The sequence below is a fragment of the Pseudoalteromonas sp. APC 3694 genome, assembly GCF_030407565.1.
Lineage (GTDB): Bacteria > Pseudomonadota > Gammaproteobacteria > Enterobacterales > Alteromonadaceae > Pseudoalteromonas > Pseudoalteromonas tetraodonis.
Genome location: NZ_JASDDE010000043.1, coordinates 13780 through 31767, shown reverse-complemented (window position 1 = coordinate 31767; position 17988 = coordinate 13780). Strand labels below are relative to the sequence as shown.

At 41.7% G+C, this 17988-nt stretch carries 19 protein-coding genes and 1 riboswitch; of the genes, 6 read left to right on the top strand and 13 right to left on the bottom strand.

The genetic code is table 11. The annotated features are described in order from the left end of the window. Positions 1-241: 241 nt before the first annotated feature. Positions 242-787 (bottom strand): oligoribonuclease, encoded by a 546-nt coding sequence (gene orn, locus QMA00_RS14020; protein ID WP_008115490.1) that lies wholly within the window; start codon positions 785-787, stop codon positions 242-244. Positions 788-909: 122 nt separating this feature from the next. Here orn and rsgA point away from each other — a divergent pair, with 122 nt between their 5' ends. After that, complete coding sequence (gene rsgA / locus QMA00_RS14015) at positions 910-1968, top strand: small ribosomal subunit biogenesis GTPase RsgA (protein WP_076922723.1); 1059 nt, start codon at positions 910-912, stop codon at positions 1966-1968. A 14-nt stretch (positions 1969-1982) separates the two neighbouring features. After that, on the top strand, positions 1983-2849 hold the full coding sequence (gene asd / locus QMA00_RS14010; RefSeq protein WP_171036845.1) for an archaetidylserine decarboxylase: 867 nt from the start codon (positions 1983-1985) through the stop codon (positions 2847-2849). A gap of 108 nt (positions 2850-2957) precedes the next feature. On the opposite strand, the gene QMA00_RS14005 is transcribed toward asd, so the two are convergent. From QMA00_RS14005 to QMA00_RS13970, 8 genes are all read right to left on the bottom strand, one after another. Beyond that, entirely contained in the window at positions 2958-3737 is a 780-nt protein-coding gene (locus QMA00_RS14005) for a HesA/MoeB/ThiF family protein (RefSeq protein ID WP_076922708.1), read from the bottom strand. Then, a complete protein-coding gene (gene thiE / locus QMA00_RS14000) occupies positions 3721-5247 on the bottom strand; it encodes a thiamine phosphate synthase (RefSeq protein ID WP_076922709.1) in 1527 nt (508 codons plus the stop codon). The genes QMA00_RS14005 and thiE overlap by 17 nt, the downstream gene beginning before the upstream one ends. Before the next feature lie 12 nt (positions 5248-5259). Continuing rightward, positions 5260-6051, bottom strand: a complete 792-nt coding sequence (locus QMA00_RS13995) for a thiazole synthase (RefSeq protein WP_076922725.1) — start codon at positions 6049-6051, stop codon at positions 5260-5262. A 4-nt stretch (positions 6052-6055) separates the two neighbouring features. Continuing rightward, the gene (thiS, locus tag QMA00_RS13990) at positions 6056-6250 is read right to left on the bottom strand and encodes a sulfur carrier protein ThiS (protein ID WP_069438852.1); all 195 of its coding nucleotides are present in this window, start codon (positions 6248-6250) and stop codon (positions 6056-6058) included. Positions 6251-6257: 7 nt separating this feature from the next. Beyond that, positions 6258-7259, bottom strand: a complete 1002-nt coding sequence (locus QMA00_RS13985; RefSeq protein WP_076922710.1) for an FAD-dependent oxidoreductase — start codon at positions 7257-7259, stop codon at positions 6258-6260. 110 nt (positions 7260-7369) lie between these two features. After that, the gene (gene thiC, locus QMA00_RS13980; RefSeq protein ID WP_076922711.1) at positions 7370-9322 is read right to left on the bottom strand and encodes a phosphomethylpyrimidine synthase ThiC; all 1953 of its coding nucleotides are present in this window, start codon (positions 9320-9322) and stop codon (positions 7370-7372) included. Between the two features lie 141 nt (positions 9323-9463). After that, positions 9464-9570, bottom strand: a riboswitch (TPP riboswitch). Positions 9571-9668: 98 nt separating this feature from the next. Beyond that, positions 9669-10067 (bottom strand): META domain-containing protein, encoded by a 399-nt coding sequence (locus tag QMA00_RS13975; RefSeq protein ID WP_010390523.1) that lies wholly within the window; start codon positions 10065-10067, stop codon positions 9669-9671. 115 nt (positions 10068-10182) lie between these two features. Further along, complete coding sequence (locus QMA00_RS13970) at positions 10183-10581, bottom strand: acyl-CoA thioesterase (protein ID WP_010390522.1); 399 nt, start codon at positions 10579-10581, stop codon at positions 10183-10185. An 84-nt stretch (positions 10582-10665) separates the two neighbouring features. On the opposite strand from QMA00_RS13970, the gene QMA00_RS13965 reads away from it, so the two are divergent. Continuing rightward, positions 10666-12783 carry a TonB-dependent receptor gene (locus tag QMA00_RS13965; protein WP_290157743.1) on the top strand — a complete coding sequence of 706 codons (2118 nt, stop codon included), beginning with the start codon at positions 10666-10668 and terminating at the stop codon, positions 12781-12783. Positions 12784-12884: 101 nt separating this feature from the next. Here QMA00_RS13965 and epmA read toward each other — a convergent pair whose 3' ends face one another. After that, complete coding sequence (epmA, locus tag QMA00_RS13960; protein ID WP_076922712.1) at positions 12885-13859, bottom strand: elongation factor P--(R)-beta-lysine ligase; 975 nt, start codon at positions 13857-13859, stop codon at positions 12885-12887. Positions 13860-13919: 60 nt separating this feature from the next. Beyond that, positions 13920-14486 (bottom strand): elongation factor P, encoded by a 567-nt coding sequence (gene efp / locus QMA00_RS13955; RefSeq protein ID WP_010390517.1) that lies wholly within the window; start codon positions 14484-14486, stop codon positions 13920-13922. A gap of 40 nt (positions 14487-14526) precedes the next feature. Here efp and epmB point away from each other — a divergent pair, with 40 nt between their 5' ends. Then, positions 14527-15540, top strand: coding sequence for an EF-P beta-lysylation protein EpmB (epmB, locus tag QMA00_RS13950; protein ID WP_076922713.1), 1014 nt, complete (start codon positions 14527-14529; stop codon positions 15538-15540). Here epmB and QMA00_RS13945 read toward each other — a convergent pair. After that, positions 15537-15746 (bottom strand): hypothetical protein, encoded by a 210-nt coding sequence (locus QMA00_RS13945; RefSeq protein WP_016900295.1) that lies wholly within the window; start codon positions 15744-15746, stop codon positions 15537-15539. The two genes, epmB and QMA00_RS13945, sit on opposite strands and share 4 nt — an antisense overlap. A 116-nt stretch (positions 15747-15862) precedes the next feature. Here QMA00_RS13945 and QMA00_RS13940 point away from each other — a divergent pair, with 116 nt between their 5' ends. Continuing rightward, positions 15863-16153, top strand: coding sequence for a hypothetical protein (locus tag QMA00_RS13940; RefSeq protein ID WP_010390514.1), 291 nt, complete (start codon positions 15863-15865; stop codon positions 16151-16153). Between the two features lie 55 nt (positions 16154-16208). On the opposite strand, the gene QMA00_RS13935 is transcribed toward QMA00_RS13940, so the two are convergent. Next, a complete protein-coding gene (locus tag QMA00_RS13935; protein WP_076922714.1) occupies positions 16209-16694 on the bottom strand; it encodes a DUF3016 domain-containing protein in 486 nt (161 codons plus the stop codon). Positions 16695-16945: 251 nt separating this feature from the next. Here QMA00_RS13935 and galE point away from each other — a divergent pair, with 251 nt between their 5' ends. Then, positions 16946-17962, top strand: a complete 1017-nt coding sequence (galE, locus tag QMA00_RS13930) for a UDP-glucose 4-epimerase GalE (protein ID WP_076922715.1) — start codon at positions 16946-16948, stop codon at positions 17960-17962. Positions 17963-17988 lie beyond the last annotated feature (26 nt).

Here is a 17988-nt window from a genome sequence, read left to right as displayed (position 1 = left end):
GCTCGAACTCGTGACCTCGACCTTGGCAAGGTCGCGCTCTACCAACTGAGCTAGTGCCGCACTCTAGGTTCTAGGTTCTAGGTTCTAGGTTCTAGGTTCTATCAATATTAAACCTTGTTCCTTTAACCTTTAACCTTTCATCTTGAATCTTTAACTTAAGCTCAAATACACTAACCCCGCGGGGTTATCGTCTTGAGCGGGGCAGGATTCTACAATAATTAGGGTGCTTTGCAAGTATTTTTTATAAATTAAAAAACTTTTCTCGGTAAACCTTTAATTCCATAATCGAATCTTTAATGTCGTCTAACGCTAAATGTGACCCTTTTTTATTCACTTGAGCCAATACATCTGGTTTCCAACGACGAGCAAGTTCTTTAATGGTACTTACATCTAAATTACGGTAATGAAAAAAGTCTTCAAGCTCACGCATATACTTATTCATAAAACGACGGTCTTGGCCAATCGAGTTACCACACATAGGTGAAGCACCCGCTGGCACCCATTGCTTTAAAAACGCGAGGGTTTGCTCAACGGCATAAGCTTCATCGAAAGTACTTGCCTTACAACGCGCTGTAAGCCCTGATTTGCCATGCTGAGTTGTACACCACTCATCCATACCATCAAGTAGTTCATCACTTTGATGAATGGCAATGGTTGGGCCTTCGGCTAATATATTCAGATCAGCGTCAGTGACAACAGTTGCAATTTCAAGTATTTTGTCAGTCTCTGGTTCAAGTCCGGTCATTTCCAGATCGAGCCAAATTAAATTTGATTTATTAATAGTCATAATTACCTTAAACGGTGCTTTTCTTTAGATCCAACGCATTTCAATATATCATATTAGCATCAACCGTCGAGCTAAAGCTTTTTTTGGCAAACTCGGCATTTAACTCAGGTTATAGGCCTCAAGTGGCAAAACAGAAAAAATTAAGTAAAGGCCAATCCCGTAGGATCAAGGCCAATCATCAAAAGCGCTTATCGAATGCCGATACAAAACCGGCAAAAGTCGGCGCGCAAGAATGGCAAACAGATAATTTAGGTCAAGTGGAAAATGCGATTGTTATTAGCCGCTTTGGACAACATGCCGATGTAGAAACACAAAACGGTGATGTATTACGTTGTAATATTCGTCGTACCGTATCGAACTTGGTTTGCGGCGATGAAGTATTGTTTCGCCGTGCAAAAGTAAGTGAAGGTGATTTAGCGGGTGTTATTGAAGCAACTCAAGAGCGCCGTTCACAACTCACGCGCCCCGATTTTTATGATGGGGTTAAAGTGATTGCCGCTAACATTGATCAAATTTTAATGGTTTCAGCGGTACTGCCAGAGTTTACCCCGAGCATTATTGACCGCTATTTAATTGCCTGTGAAGACATGGGTATCGAACCCATTTTAGTACTTAATAAAATTGATTTAATTGATGAAGCTGGTTTAAACGAAATACAACAAATCCTCGACATTTACCGTAAGCTTAATTATCAGGTGCTGCTGGTTAGTAATATAACTGGCGAAGGCATTAATGAGTTAAAAGAAGTACTTGCGGGCAAAAACAATATTTTTGTTGGTCAAAGTGGCGTGGGTAAATCTACCTTAGTTAACACTGTACTGCCGGATGCTGAAATTTTGACTAAAGAAGTGTCTGAAAACAGCGGGCTTGGCCAGCACACCACCACGGTATCGCGCCTTCATCATTTACCGAGTGGGGGTAATTTAATTGACTCACCGGGAATTCGTGAATTTGGCCTATGGCATTTAGATGTTGAACGCGTCACTTGGTGCTTTAAAGAATTTAGAGAATTTATAGGCGGATGCCGGTTTAGAGATTGTAAACATTTAAACGATCCGGGCTGTATAATTAAACAAGCGGTAGTCGATGGCGATATTTCAAAATTACGCTTTGAAAGCTACCACCGTATTTTAGAAACCATGGCCGATGGCCGTGCAGGCGCTCGTGCGCCCCGCGTATAATAAGGGAATAACCTGTGAGTTTAGATAAATTTAAAATCGCCATGCAGTATGCCATGCCAAAACACTTTATTTCTCGTGTGGTAGGTAAACTTGCTGCAGCAAAAGCCGGTGCGTTAACAACCGCATTAATTAAATTATTTATTAAACAATATAAAATAGATATGAGCGAAGCTAAATATTCAGATCCGGCTCATTACAAAAGCTTTAATGAATTTTTTACCCGTCCGTTAAAAGACGGTGTGCGTCCTATGGTTGAAGATGACGATATTATTATTCATCCAGTAGACGGCGCAATTAGCCAACTAGGCGACATTGTTGATGGTCAACTTATTCAAGCTAAAGGTCACGATTACAGCTTACAAGCATTGTTAGGTGGATCACAAGACGACACAACCGCGTTTTTAGGCGGTAAATTTGCAACTATTTACTTGGCACCAAAAGATTACCACCGTATTCATATGCCAATTGATGGCACGCTAAGCAAAATGATTTATGTACCGGGCGATTTATTTTCAGTAAACCCACTTACCGCTCAAAACGTACCAAATTTATTTGCCCGTAACGAGCGTGTAGTAGCTATTTTTGAAACTGAAATTGGCCCTCTAGCTATGGTTTTAGTAGGCGCAACTATTGTTGCCAGCATAGAAACTATTTGGGCTGGCACAGTGACTCCACCAGCTGGCAGTGATGTGTTTAGCTGGAACTACCCAACTAAAGGCGAAAACGCGATCACCCTTAAGAAAGGGGAAGAAATGGGTCGCTTTAAATTAGGCTCAACGGTTGTGCTCGCATGGGGTGCGAACAAAGCAGAAATATTAGACGATCAACTCCCAGAGGTAGTTACTCGTTTAGGCACTGCCTTTGCAAAAATTGATGATTAATAGGTAGTGCCAGTTCGAGCTTAAAAAACACCGCGTTTATTTTCAATAACCGCGGTGTTCTTTTCTTGTAGACGGAGAGCTTACTCACGTTAAAAGCCAAGCTTTTCATTACTCATACCCGCCACACTCTTTACACGCTAAATCCTTAGTCATCTTAAAATACTGTTGCTTTAAGCTTAATGCGTCAAACGTTATAAACACATTCCCCTTAAAATGACCTAACAACATATTGAGGGTTAATTGTGCCTGCATTGACCCAACAATCCCAAGTAAAGGGCTAATTACCCCGGCATTACTACAATTTATAACCGGTGCATCGCTACTTTGAGGGAAAACACAGCCGTAACATGGACTGTCACTTTGTCTAAAATCAAACCCCATTAATTGCCCTTGAGTTGCCAGCGCAGCCCCTGTAATTAAGCGAGTGTTATTAGCAATGCAATAGCGATTAACCGCATAACGGGTACTAAAGTTATCAGAGCAATCAAGCACTATGTCGGCGTTTTTTAAGAGCAACGCACTGTTGGTATCATCCAGCTTTTGAGTGTGGGTTATTATATTTATTTGATTGTTAAGGCTCGCAAGCACTTTTCCAGCCGCGCGAACTTTGTTTTGCCCCAAATGATTTACTTTATAGAGCACTTGGCGCTGCAAGTTCGACAGTTCAACTACATCGTCATCAATTAAAATAAGCGACCCAATGCCAGCTGCCGCTAAATACAGCAGCGCAGGACTACCTAAGCCACCTGCACCAACTACGGCAACCGTTGAACGTTTCAGCATTAACTGCCCGTCAAGCCCCACTTCATCAAGTAATATGTGGCGGCTATAACGTAGAGTTTCTTTGTCGCTGAGCTGCTGCGTTTGCATGTTAGCAGGCATTCTCATTTATCACCGATTTTAAGGTATTGATTGCCTCTACATAATCATCAGCCTCGGTAATAGCACGCACCACGGCTACACTGCCCACGCCCGTTTTAGCAACCTCTTGCGCCCTATTTAAATCAATACCGCCAATAGCGACTGTAGGGTAACTCTGCATAAGCGGTACAAATTTATTGAGCTTTTCAAGCCCTTGTATTTGCCCTGTCATGTCTTTGGTGGTGGTAGGATAAATCGCGCCAAAGGCCATGTAGCTTGGGCGGTAATTATGCGCCCGAAGCATTTCATAAAACCCATGGGTAGAGAGACCAAGTCGCAGGCCTGCTTCTTTTATAGCAACTAAGTTTGCACTCTCTAAGTCTTCTTGCCCTAAATGCACCCCATAGGCGCCATGTTTGATGGCAAGTTGCCAGTAATCATTTATAAATACCTGCGCATTATACTGCTCACCCAAGGTGACCGCTTTGGCAATCAGTTCATCTAGCTCATTCTGCGTTTTATTTTTAACACGAAGCTGAGCTGTTTTAATTCCTTGCTGTAAGCACTTTTCTAGCCATTCAATACTATCAACCACACCATAGAGGCCAAGCTTTTTACTTTCACAGGCTGCAAAATCAGCAGCCATATTAAAATCAAGCGGCACATCAAAATCCAACTCATCACCTAACCAGCTACCCGGTTCAATCACCTGAGGGTAATGCGCTAAATCGGTAGGAAACTGCGTTTGTACAACCGGCCCTATGCCCTCGCCATAGCGAACTGATTGCTTTAAACCTTGGTTTATATAGGCTTTAGCTAAAATAAACGCATCTTTTAACGGATAGTCTTTTGCAAGACACGCAGCAATTACTGACGCCATACTGCACCCTGTACCATGGCTATGAGGAACTTGAATTTTTTCATTACCTAGCCAATAGTCTTCAGCGTTTTGTGTGCAGTAATCAATGCAATACCCGCTTGGGTAATCCCAATGTCCGCCTTTAATCACCACCGCTTTTGCGCCCCACGCCATCAGCTTACTCGCCGCTTCTTTAATCGCTGCAGGGCCAATTAAATACACACCCGTTAATAACTGGGTTTCGTGGGTATTTGGGGTAATTACATCCACCAGCGGTAGTAAACATTCTTTTATCGCACTTACGGTGTCTTCTTCTGTTAGTAAGTCACCGCTTGAGGCAATAGCCACAGGGTCATACACAATAACCGGCGGGGTTGGCCATTTGGCTTTGTAATGGCTTATGTGCTCACTAATTAACTGAATTTGCTGCACATTGGCAAGCATACCAATTTTTATCACTTTGGCTTTCATGTCTTTTTCAAGTGCAAGCAACTGGGACTCAATAATATCGGTAGACACTGCATTAATGGCCTCTACACCTAAGCTATTTTGAGCGGTAAGCGCGGTGATTGCTGTACAACCATGCACACCAAAACTTTGCATTGCCTTAATATCGGCTTGAATACCCGCGCCGCCGCCAGAATCAGAGCCAGCAATTGTCCACACTACGTTTGTCATATTTTTCTTTCCTTACTGCTGATGCCAAAATGGCATACCCATTGTTGGGGTTGAGGGGGTTGCAACGTCTTTTTCGGGCATTGCTTTGGCATTGTATGCAAAGCGCCCTGCCTCTACCGCAGCTTTAAATGCACGGCTCATAGTCACTGGGCAACCCGCCCCTGCAATGGCTGAATTTAATAATACAGCATCATACCCTAATTCAAGTGCTTGGCAGGCGTGCGATGGTAAACCTAACCCGGCATCAACAATTAATGTTGCATTAGGCAGGCGTTCTCTAATGGTTTTTAAATTATAACTATTTAACAATCCTTTACCGGTGCCAATAGGCGCGCCCCACGGCATTAGCACCTCACAGCCTAATCCATTCAAGCGCTGACACAGCACTAAATCATCAGTGCAATAAGGCAGTACTTTAAACCCATCATCAATCAATATTTTTGTGGCTTCAAGTAATGCAAAGGGATCGGGCTGTAAATTATAGTCATCGCCTATTAATTCAAGTTTTATCCAATCGGTAGCAAATACTTCTCGGCACATTTTAGCTAGGTTAATAGCCTCTTTGACGCTGTGGCATCCGGCAGTATTAGGCAGTATTTTTAAACCGGTGTTTTTAATTAATTGCCAAAAATCATTCCCTGCCGCCGCGTTTTGTTGTCGTCTAAGTGACACGGTGACTATCTCAGCACCTGAGGCTTTAATTGATTGCGTCATGATATCTGGTGACGGATATAACGCAGATCCAATTAACAAGCGACTATTGATTGGTTCACCATAAATTGTTAAACAGTCTTTGCTTTGCATAGCACTATCCACCTTGGATAGGTGACAATAACTCAATACTGTCACCTTCATTTAAAACAACGTGGCTATGGCGACTCTGAGGAATAAACTCTCCATTTACAGCCACGGCATAAGGCGCCATTGCACCCACGTTTTTTACTATTTCCAGCAGTGCATGGCTAGTCACATTTAAAAGCTCACCATTAATTGTAATGTTCATTTAATACTCACTCTATTTGCGATAGTGCTTGTGCTACAAGCGCGGGTGTCAACATATAGCCGTGGCGATACAAGCCATTAATACTGATAACCTTATTCGTTTTTTTTACCTGTGGGCGATTATCGCTAAACGCTGGGCGTAAGCCTGTTTGAATATTTAATAATCGCGCTTCGGCAAAACCACTGTGAACAGTGTAGGCCGCTGATAGTAGTTCAAGGGTTGAGCGCACAGTTGCAGGACCTGTATCTTGCGATTCGATCTCCGTTGCCCCTATGACATATTCATGATTAGGTTTAGGTGCAATATAAATAGGGTAACGCGGATGCATTAACCGCACAGGCCGCGTTAAGTTAACCTCAGGGGCGTATAACCTTGCCACTTCCCCGCGCACGCCTCGAAGTGGCTGATCTTGTTTGGCTCCAAGCCCTCTGCAATCAATAATGTAATCAAACTCTCGATTATTCACTTTATTATCAAAGATGCTGGCGCGTTGATTAAACACAAACTTTACTTTGCGCTTATTTAGCAACCTAAAGCTGGCTTTATAAAAGGCTTGGTTATCTATTTGCGCTTCACCGGGTAAAAATAGCCCTTGATTAAAACGCCCTGTAAGCTCAGGTTCTAAATCCGCTATTTGCTGCGTATTAACCGCTTTGGCACTAAAATTTAGTAACGGCTTTATTCGCTGTGCAAAACTTTGTAAGTCGCCTTTATCCTGCGGGTGAGCAACCACTAAGGTGCCCTGCTGTTGAAAGAACACCTCACTGTTTAACTCATCTAAAATAGCAGGCCAGCGAGCAATAGAATCTACTCCCAATAGCGCTAAATCATGTTCACACATAACCGATTCAGCTAGTGGTGCCAGCATAGCCGCCGCCACTTTACCGGCACTGTTCTGAGTATGTTCATCATCGGCTTCAAATACGGTAATACGGTGCTGCTTACTTAACTCAAGCGCGGCCAACCGCCCTGCTAAACCAAAGCCCACCACAGCAATGTTATAAAACATAAACACTCCTACATTTAGCTGCGAGTTGCGGGTCTCTGGCTTCGAGCAACAAGATGTTAAGATAAACATTTCGCTACTCGATGCTCGATGCTCGCAACTCGCAACCTATTTTAAGTTGCTTTATGGTAAATCTCTGAGCCTGTTTGTTTAAACTCTTCAGATTTGGCTTTCATCTCGGCCTCTACATCAACCATTTTGATTTCAATGGCATCACCCACGTTATTAGGATCAATACCGCGCGCTTCTAGATCTTTGGCGTAGTCACGTACTTCTTGGGTTATTTTCATCGAACAAAATTTAGGGCCACACATGGAGCAAAAGTGGGCTACTTTACCTGATTCTTGTGGCAGTGTTTCATCATGGTATTCACGGGCGCGAACAGGGTCTAAACCAATATTAAACTGGTCATGCCATCTAAATTCAAAGCGCGCTTTTGATAGCGCGTTATCTCGCTCTTGTGCGCCAGGGTGACCTTTCGCTAAATCGGCGGCATGAGCGGCAATTTTGTAGGTAATAAGGCCTTCTTTAACGTCTTCTTTATTTGGCAAACCTAAATGCTCTTTGGGTGTTACGTAACACAACATGGCACAGCCATACCAAGCAATCTGCGCTGCACCAATACCCGAGGTTATATGGTCATACCCAGGGGCAATATCTGTTGTCAGTGGGCCTAAGGTATAAAATGGCGCTTCATCGCAATGTTTAAGTTGCTCATCCATATTGGCTTTGATCATATGCATAGGCACATGTCCAGGGCCTTCTATGAACACTTGTACATCATGCTTCCAAGCTATTTTAGTCAGTTCCCCTAAGGTACGCAGCTCACTAAATTGCGCTTCATCGTTCGCATCAGCAATAGAGCCCGGACGTAAACCGTCCCCTAGTGAAAAACACACATCGTATTGTTTTAAAATTTCACAAATATCTTCAAAGTGAGTGTATAAGAAGTTTTCTTTATGGTGCGCTAAACACCATTTAGCCATAATTGAGCCACCACGTGACACAATACCGGTTACGCGTTTTGCTGTCATTGGCACATAACGCAATAGCACACCAGCATGAATGGTAAAGTAATCAACGCCTTGTTCTGCTTGTTCAATCAGAGTATCGCGAAATATTTCCCAGGTTAGGTCTTCTGCTACACCATTGACTTTTTCAAGTGCTTGGTAAATTGGAACAGTACCAATAGGGACTGGCGAATTACGCACCAGCCATTCACGGGTTTCGTGAATGTAACGTCCTGTTGATAAATCCATTACGGTGTCGGCACCCCAGCGGGTTGACCACACCATTTTTTCTACTTCTTCTTCGATAGATGAACCCACTGATGAATTACCAATATTGGCGTTAACTTTAACTAAAAAGTTACGACCAACAATCATAGGCTCGGTTTCTGGGTGATTAATATTGTTAGGTAAAATAGCGCGTCCGCAAGCAATTTCAGCACGCACAAATTCAGGAGTAATAAACTCAGGGATACTCGCGCCAAACGACTCCCCTTTATGCTGCGCAGCTAGTAACTCTTCACGTATTTGCGCACGCCCCATATTTTCACGTATCGCTACATATTCCATTTCTGGGGTGACTATCCCTTGGCGGGCATAATGCATTTGGGTGACATTTTTACCTGCTTTTGCACGGCGAATTTTTGGTAAATGTTCAAAGCGAATATGATCTAGCCCATCATCAGCCATACGCTGCTGTGCAAACTGTGAGGTTACCGACTCTAGTACTTCGGTGTCATTACGGCTCTCAATCCATTGTTCACGGTATTTATTAAGTCCCTTGCGCACATCCAATTTAAATTCAGGATCGGTATACGGGCCTGATGTATCGTAAACACGCAGTGGTGCATTTGACTCATACACTGGGTTTTGTTCATCACCACCAATAAAAGTATCGCTCAATGTGATTTCACGCATACCCACACGTACGCCTTGCTGGCTACCTGCAACGTATACTTTATGGGAGCTTGGAAACGGCTGACCGGTTAAGTTATAAATATAATCTGATGCGGCCGCACGAGTTTCGCGACGGGTGGCTTTATTTGTTGTATTTGACATGACTTACCTCATTGCTAAAGGGTTGTCTTGTCAGATATTCCGCTGAGGAATAGAGAAAGATCGTAAAGTAGCTTTATGCGACTTTGCGGCCTAAGACGGATGTTGCTTTTTTGTGCGCATAAAAAAAGACGCACAAGCGTCCTAGTTAGGCAGCTTGTTCCCTACGCAGGTATTAACCTGATCAGGTTCACGGATCCCGCTTTCGCGATCTCAGCCTAAATAAAACTTAGGCACTCCGACAAGTATTTGAATTGTTCGTTGATTTGATAATGTTTTGATCAAATCTGCGATGAGTGTACGTCAGTTGAAAATTCCCTGCAAGGGGCTGTTTTTCAAAACTCAAAAATTATTTTGGGATAAACACAAATTTTTGTTCAGCTTGCATTACCAATGTTTGGTCTTGCATGTTAAGCACTGCACCTTGCTGCAGAGCTTGTAAAAACTGTTGTTCAAACTCATCCAGTTCAGGGCCACATGATTTACGTGTCATACCTAATTTGCTTACGCTCAGGCTACTGTCTTCAAGTGAGCCTTCACCAAAAAACTTATTACATCCGGCAAAGCCGTTTATTTGTAGCGCTTCTATAAAACTCATTGATGCTTTAAAAGATGCGGGAATAGCCAAATCATCAACCTTTGATAATTGCCATTGTGTATATTTTAGCTGCTCAGTGGTAACTGTCCCTGTTGATGCGCAACCAACACATAAACCGATTACGAGCATCGGTATTGCTGCTAATTTCATGTTACTACTAACTTATTGTCTAATTAATGTAATAGTATCAATATTTGTCAGGTTTATCCGTTAAAAATGCATATTTTAAATGTAAATTTTTGTTTAAAATTCATGCTATTTAAAACTATGCAACGGCTTGGAATAAGTTATCTATCTGTGGTGGTAAAAATGGCCGACCTTTCTCATTAACCGATGTACCAATAACTAAGGCATTGAGCATCATTTTTTCATCTTGTTTGCGCACTACCGTTTGTTTAAATGCAAACTTAAGACGACTAATACGCACAGGCTCTACCGCCACATAAAACTCATCCCCTGGTAGTAGGGAATGTTTGTAATCCATTTCACTGCGTATCACCACTAAGTTAATTTTATCTTTCGCAAGTTGTGCAAAATCAACGCCGTGTGCGTATAAAAATTCGTGGCGAGCGTGCTCAAGATAATTAAAATAAACACTGTTATTCACAATACCTTGTAAGTCACATTCGTAGTCGCGTACCTTAAAGTCTACTTTAAAGGTCATATTAGTAATCCCAATTATTTAACGTATAATTGCCGCGTTTATAGCACAAGTGTTGAAATAATTGCTACCATACAAGTCCCTAAAATGGAGTTAAGTAACCTAATGAACCTACGTTTGTCTTTAATTACAGCCACGTTATTACCCCTGCTCGCAGCACCTATATATGCTAACGCAGATGACACCGAACTAGAGAAAATCATTGTTACCGGTGACTTTCAGCAAGAAAGCATTCAAACATTAAGCGCCAGTGCCAGCTTATTTTCTGAAAATGAAATGAATCAACGTGGTGCAACATATTTAGACGAAATGTTAGCCAGTGCAGCCAATGTAAACTTTGCTGCTGGTGCGTCTCGCGGTCGTTATATTCAAATTCGCGGTGTCGGTTTACGCTCGCAGTTTGTTGACCCGATAAACCCATCTGTGGGCTTAGTAATTGACGGTATTAATTATTCAGGCTTAGGTGGTAGTTCATTATTGTTTGATATTGACCAAGTAGAAATTTATCGCGGTCCTCAAGGTACACGTTTTGGCGCCGATGGCATGGCGGGTATGATTCAAATGCAATCAGCTAGTGCAACCAGCGATCCTAGCTTAAAATTACATTTAGGCGCTGGCACTTATAACAGCCACGAAGCAGGCCTTGCTGCTAGTACCGGTTTAACCGATGATACCAGTGCCCGCGTTAGCTACTTTCGCAGAAAGTCTGACGGCTACGTAGACAACCTTTATTTAGATAAACCCACTCAAGATCAAGATGAGCAAGTTGCACGCTTTAAATTAAACAGCCAACTCACAGCTCATTTAAATTCAGAACTTAACCTGCATTATATTGATATTAATAACGGCTACGATGCATTTACTCTTTATAATTCTCGCAACAGCCTTGCTGATCAACCAGGCGAAGATAATCAACAAAGTTATGCTATTGGCCTGAATAATACTTACACTGGTTTTGATGCCTTTGATGTCAACTTAAACCTTTCAGCCATTGATACAGAACTTTTTTATAGCTTTGATGAAGACTGGGTGTGTAACGATACTAATAAGCCGCAATTATGTGCCGCTGGTTTACATCCTGATGGTTATAGTTCAACAGATATTTATAGCCGCGATCGTGATGATCAAGCGCTCGATCTGCAATTTACTGGTAAAGCAGGTAACTGGGTTGCGGGTATTTACTATCAAAACCGTGATGTGGATTTAGAGCGTCAATATACGTGGTTAGCCAACCCATTTGCTTCAACCTATGAAACTAATAACATTGCAGCTTATGGCCAATTAGCCACAGCAATTGGCCCAAAAACTACGCTTATTACTGGTTTACGAGTTGAGCAATATCAAGGAGATTACACCGATAGTAACGGTTTTATTGAAGAAACTGACGATATTATGCTCGGTGGTAAAATTGCACTTGAATACCAAGTTATTGACCGTACCATGATTTATACCAGTATCACGCGCGGTTACAAAGCCGGTGGGATTAATTCAGAAGCGCTAGCAAAAGCAAAAGATGAAGGGTTAAGTTTAGATGCTGATTTTTTCAAACAGCATACTAGCTTTGATCCAGAGTACTTATGGAGTGGTGAGTTTGGTGTTAAAGGCAGCTCATTGGATGATAAGTTTACCCTGCGTTTAGCTGCATTTTATATGCACCGTGACAATATTCAGTTAAGGTCGTGGCAAGTATCAGACCAACAATTTACCGGTTATGTCGCCAATGCCAGCTCTGGCAGTAACTATGGCCTTGAAATTGAAGGCAGCTATCAACTAACACCAAACTTATTTATTACCGGAAGTGCCGGATACTTAGACACTAAAATTAATGACTTTGTTACTAAATCTGGTTTAAATCAAGACGGTCGTGAGCAAGCACAAGCGCCTAAATATCAATATGCATTTAGTGCACGCTACAATGTTACTGATGAGTTATATGCTATGTTAGGTGTTGAAGGTAAAGATGATTATTACTTCTCCGATAGCCATAATGCACAAGCTCCAAACACAAACTTAGTGAATGTAAGCCTTGGTTACGAAGCCGATATGTGGGCTGTACGCGCATGGGCACGTAATGTGTTTGATGAAACCGTTCCAACTCGCGGTTTTGAATTTGGCAACAACCCGTTAGATGGTTACGCAACCCAAACTTACACACAATTAGGCGAGCCTCGCGTAGCCGGTGTTACGTTTACGCTTAATTTGTAATACTGCGACCAGTTGTCAGTTCGAGAATAAAAAACACCGCGTTTAATGCAAGCGCGGTGTTTTTTTATCTGATAGCTGACCGCTTTAAGCTATTAGCTGCTTTAAGCTCTTGCCACATCAAACGCAATCACCTCTTTTATTTTTTGCTTATTGGTTGCTAGCATCACTAATCTATCAATTCCCAATGCAACCCCCGCACATTGCTCTAAACCATGCTCTAATGCGGCAATTAAACGCGTATCCATAGGTACTTGTTTTAAGCCACTAGCAGCGCGGTAGGCGTTATCTTGGTTAAACCTTTTTGCTTGCTCTTTGGCATTGGTGAGTTCATTAAAGCCGTTGGCTAACTCCATATTTTTATAATAAAGCTCAAAGCGCCCTGCAACTCGCTGATCGTGTTCACAAATTTGTGCAAGTGCCGCTTGCGATGCGGGAAAGTGATACACAAAACAGGGGATGTCTTGACCAATAGTCGGCTCTACTTTCATACAAAATAATAATTGCAGTAAGGTATCTTTATGAGTCTCGTTTTTAGCAATATCAGCAAAGCCATGTTCGCATGCGAGTTGTTGTAGCTGCGTGATAGAGGCAGTTAATGGATCAAGCCCTAGCGTGCGTTCAAATGCGTGTTGGTAGGTAATCCGCTCTGCAGGCGCAACCTCAAGAATAAGCTGCATCAGCTCATCTATTTCATTCATTAAAGCAAATTCGTCAAACCCAGGACGATACCATTCGAGCATTGTAAATTCAGGGTTGTGATGACTGCCCGCTTCTTCATTTCTAAATGCCTTACAAAGCTGGAAAATAGCGCCTGAGCCGGCCGCTAACAAGCGTTTCATCGCAAACTCTGGAGATGTTTGCAAAAACAGGGGAAGCCCACCAGCATGACCTGGGCCGACAAATGTAGTATCAAAGCTGGCTAAATGTACATCGGTTACACTGGCAGCACTTAAACTTGGTGTTTCGACTTCCATTACATTACGAACATAAAAGAATTCACGAATGCTGCGCATAATCGCTGCTCGTTGCTTGAGTGTATCTATGCTGGCACTCGGCGCCCAAAGATCTGCTGACATATTTTCTCCAAAAAAAATCCCAGCTTAAGCCGGGATTTAATTAATAAGGCGTGTTACAGCTTACTTAACACGGCTTACGTATTCACCATTGCGAGTGTCTACTTTAATTACTTCGCCAATTTGTACGAATAATGGAACACGTACTACAGCACCTGTGCTAAGCGTTGCTGGTTTACCACCCGTGCCTGCTGTATCACCTTTAAGGCCAGGGTCGGTTTCAGTGATCTCAAGCTCAACAAAGTTTGGTGGAGTTACAGCAATTGGGCTGCCGTTCCATAATGTAATAGTACATACATCGTTTTCAACTAACCATTTGCCAGCATCGCCCAGTGCTTTTTCATCAGCAGCGATTTGTTCAAATGTTTCGTTGTTCATGAAATGCCAAAATTCACCGTCTGTGTATAGGTACGCTAAATCGGTATCCATTACATCAGCACCTTCAACCGATTCACCCGATTTAAAGGTTTTTTCAAGTACCTTGCCAGAGATAAGCTTACGGATACGAACACGGTTAAACGCTTGGCCTTTACCCGGTTTTACCATTTCATTTTCTAAGATACTGCAAGGTTCGCCGTCCATCATAATTTTTAGGCCGCCCTTGAACTCGTTGGTGCTATAATTCGCCATCGTTTCCTCTATTTATATTTTTCGAGTAATCTACGTGCCAATGATACAAAGAAATGAAGCAAATTTGCATAAAAACTGGCAAAAAGAATTAGCAAATGTAGTTACCTGCCCAAAAGTGTTGCTAGAAATGGTTGGTTTATCGAGCCAAGTCCATGAAAACGACATAAAAGCTCGTAGCTTGTTCCCTGTTCGTGTGCCATTGCCTTTTATAAAAAAAATTCGTCACGGCGATGCAAATGACCCTTTATTGCTGCAAGTTATGCCCCGCCATCAAGAGTTTTTAACTAAATCGGGGTTTAATAAAGACCCGTTACTTGAGCAAGATAACAATCAACCGGGTCTGTTACATAAATATAAATCGCGTGTTTTAGTCATGTTTAAAACCGGTTGTGCTGTAAATTGCCGCTACTGCTTTAGACGCCATTTTCCTTATCAAGAAAACCAACTGAATAAACGTAGTCTTATTGATGCATTGAGCTATATAAAATCGGATAAAAATATTAACGAAGTGATTTTAAGTGGTGGCGATCCACTAATGGCCAAAGACGATGCTATTAGCTGGTTTTTAGATGAGCTTGAGCAAATACCACAAATTAAACGCATGCGCATACACAGCCGCTTGCCTGTGGTTATTCCTGCACGTATTACTGAACAATTATGTGAAAGATTAGCAAAGTCACCATTAAAAATTATATTCGTTAATCATATTAACCATGCAAACGAAATAGATAATGACTTTAAAAACGCCATGAACATGCTCAAAAAAGCAGATGTGCTACTGTTAAACCAGGCGGTTATTTTAAAAGATGTGAACGATACAGTTGATGCGCAAATAAACTTAAGTGAAGCGTTATTTGATGCGGACGTACTGCCTTATTATTTACACTTACTGGATAAGGTAGAAGGCGCAAGTCATTTTGATATTGACGAACAACAAGCAATAAAAATTCAGGCCGAGCTACTAAAAGCCCTGCCAGGATTTTTAGTGCCTAAACTAGTTCGGGAAATAGGAGGTCAAAAAAGTAAAACCCCTATCGACCTCAAATTAGTTTAAACATAAACGTTTACATTATTCCCAAGTGTTGCAGTGACCGACTTAGCCGGTGTTTGCGCACTTGAAGATTGTGTAGCACCTTCAATAAGTGCCAGTGCAGCGGCACCATCAGCTTGCTGTTGCTTTTTAGATAAAGCAGCAGTTAATACTTCTGCGCCTTGGCCTGCACCAGGCATTGTAGATAGATTTCCACCTGATATATTCATAACTCACACCTGACTTTTAACTGTAATACACGTATTATAGTCGCTGAATTGGTAAATTAATTCACCAACCCACTTAAGTATTTATCGGCAACATTGCACTAAGCTTTAGGAAAACCATGGATTCTATAATTGAACAACTCAACGCCAACTTAAAAATTGTTTACCGTCAGGCACTTGACGCTGACAAAAAACTCGATGAGTTACAACAGCAAGGTCACGGAAAATTTAAAGCCTTATTTGCCGAGGACGCTGGATTTAGTTTCGAAGCTAAACGTTTTAAGCCTTACGTGTTAGACGTTGCCGCTGATGTAGAAAGCTTATCGAGCGACGGTTTGGATGAAGAAAAACTAAAACAAGCGGTTATTAAACTACAAAATTTACTAACGCTGTTAGCGACCTTTAAATAAAAATGAGCGACTTCTTTGCAAAGCATCTACCAAAGTAGATGCTTTGCATTATTAGCTAGATACGCGGTAATATTTGCTCACCAAACCACTCTGTTAATAAGCGTTTTTCATAGTAAAATGCTTCGTCTCGACCCATTTTAATTTTATCCATAAAGCCCATATCTTTTAAGCTCACGTTTTCTTCTTGTGCGACAACACCACTTTCATTACTAAGCACATAGTTAAATTCAATCCGTGGAAAGTGAATGGGTTTAACCACCCGAATTTCGTTAACACCGCCATAGCGCACGTCACCAGCTAAATCTAAATCGGTTACTTCAATTTTTAAACTATAATTTTTAGGAAGCTGCTCACTGAGCTTTGCAAAGTGCTCATCAATATTTTTGGCAATTTGCTTATGGTATGAGCCTTTAGTTTGGTTTGATGGGCGTACATCGCGATAATCATTAAAGTCATGCCATTTCACTTGAGCCTCACCCGCGCAAACAACACTCGGTAGTGCAATACACATCAACATTGCTATTTTTTTAACTAAGTTCATACGTTTCTCCAACGAGTATTTTGATCATTGTGATCAATTGAATATTTTACAAATCGCTATACATCACTTTAGCAATTACATATGAACTATAACTTAATCTTTACGCTGAGGTGTTATTAAAATTGCACAAAATGTAATCGAAAGTACAGCTTGCGATGTTACGATTGCAAAACAAACAAAATAATACATGTAAAAGCTCAGTATTTATGGTGAAATTAACTTAATTGAACAGAGATTTCCAAGGAGCATTCATGGCAATTTTAGTAACCGGTGGCGCAGGCTATATTGGCTCACACACCGTTTTAGAACTTTTACAGCAAGGCAGCGAGGTTATCGTTATCGATAACTTAAGTAACTCCTCTGAAGAGTCACTTGAAAGAGTGAAAAAAATAACTGACAAAGCAATTACTTTTTATCAAGGTGATATTTTAGATAAACCCTTTTTAGACTCGGTATTTGCCAAGCATACCATTGAAAGTGTGATTCATTTTGCTGGCCTAAAAGCCGTGGGAGAATCGGTCGTAAAACCCATTGAGTATTATCAAAATAATGTACAAGGTACACTAACACTAGTTGATGCTATGCGTGATGCGGGTGTATTCAAACTGGTATTTAGCTCATCCGCCACTGTATACGGCGACCCAGCAAGCTTACCAATACGCGAAGACTTCCCCGTTGGCGGTACAACCAATCCATATGGTACGTCTAAACTAATGGTTGAAATGATGTTGCAAGATATCGCTAAATCAGATGAGCGCTTCGCGTTTGCTATTTTGCGCTACTTTAATCCTGTCGGTGCACATGAGTCAGGTTTGATTGGTGAAGACCCTAATGGTATTCCTAATAATTTATTGCCTTTCATTTCACAAGTTGCGGTTGGCAAATTAAAGCAACTTGCTGTATTTGGCGACGATTATGATACGGTTGATGGTACTGGCGTTCGTGATTACATTCACGTTGTAGATTTAGCCCTAGGGCATTTAAAAGCACTTGATAAAATAGCCGCAGAAACCGGTGCGCTTGTTTATAACCTTGGTACAGGTAACGGCTATTCAGTATTACAAATGGTCAATGCGTTTATTAAGGCTAGCGACCAAGCAATCCCTTATGCGGTGTCACCTCGTCGCCCAGGTGATATTGCAGCCTGTTATGCTGCGCCAGAAAAAGCCCTTAGTGAACTAGGTTGGCAAGCTGAGCGTGGTATTGATGTCATGATGCAAGATACTTGGCGCTGGCAATCAAATAATCCAAATGGATATAAGTCATAAAGGCTTCTTTAAGTTATCAGCTTAAA

What these genes read in the sequence shown, in the direction of transcription:
- QMA00_RS13945 (WP_016900295.1), bottom strand. Translation starts at nt 15,746, where the DNA reads ATGAATATATCAGGTGGAAATCTATCTACAATGCCTGGTGCAGGCCAA.
- galE (WP_076922715.1), top strand. Translation starts at nt 16,946, where the DNA reads ATGGCAATTTTAGTAACCGGTGGCGCAGGCTATATTGGCTCACACACC.
- QMA00_RS14005 (WP_076922708.1), bottom strand. Translation starts at nt 3,737, where the DNA reads ATGAGAATGCCTGCTAACATGCAAACGCAGCAGCTCAGCGACAAAGAA.
- QMA00_RS13965 (WP_290157743.1), top strand. Translation starts at nt 10,666, where the DNA reads ATGGAGTTAAGTAACCTAATGAACCTACGTTTGTCTTTAATTACAGCC.
- efp (WP_010390517.1), bottom strand. Translation starts at nt 14,486, where the DNA reads ATGGCGAATTATAGCACCAACGAGTTCAAGGGCGGCCTAAAAATTATG.
- QMA00_RS13935 (WP_076922714.1), bottom strand. Translation starts at nt 16,694, where the DNA reads ATGAACTTAGTTAAAAAAATAGCAATGTTGATGTGTATTGCACTACCG.
- QMA00_RS13975 (WP_010390523.1), bottom strand. Translation starts at nt 10,067, where the DNA reads ATGAAATTAGCAGCAATACCGATGCTCGTAATCGGTTTATGTGTTGGT.
- QMA00_RS13940 (WP_010390514.1), top strand. Translation starts at nt 15,863, where the DNA reads ATGGATTCTATAATTGAACAACTCAACGCCAACTTAAAAATTGTTTAC.
- QMA00_RS13985 (WP_076922710.1), bottom strand. Translation starts at nt 7,259, where the DNA reads ATGTTTTATAACATTGCTGTGGTGGGCTTTGGTTTAGCAGGGCGGTTG.
- thiS (WP_069438852.1), bottom strand. Translation starts at nt 6,250, where the DNA reads ATGAACATTACAATTAATGGTGAGCTTTTAAATGTGACTAGCCATGCA.
- QMA00_RS13970 (WP_010390522.1), bottom strand. Translation starts at nt 10,581, where the DNA reads ATGACCTTTAAAGTAGACTTTAAGGTACGCGACTACGAATGTGACTTA.
- epmB (WP_076922713.1), top strand. Translation starts at nt 14,527, where the DNA reads ATGATACAAAGAAATGAAGCAAATTTGCATAAAAACTGGCAAAAAGAA.
- QMA00_RS13995 (WP_076922725.1), bottom strand. Translation starts at nt 6,051, where the DNA reads ATGCAAAGCAAAGACTGTTTAACAATTTATGGTGAACCAATCAATAGT.
- thiE (WP_076922709.1), bottom strand. Translation starts at nt 5,247, where the DNA reads ATGACAAACGTAGTGTGGACAATTGCTGGCTCTGATTCTGGCGGCGGC.
- orn (WP_008115490.1), bottom strand. Translation starts at nt 787, where the DNA reads ATGACTATTAATAAATCAAATTTAATTTGGCTCGATCTGGAAATGACC.
- epmA (WP_076922712.1), bottom strand. Translation starts at nt 13,859, where the DNA reads ATGTCAGCAGATCTTTGGGCGCCGAGTGCCAGCATAGATACACTCAAG.
- thiC (WP_076922711.1), bottom strand. Translation starts at nt 9,322, where the DNA reads ATGTCAAATACAACAAATAAAGCCACCCGTCGCGAAACTCGTGCGGCC.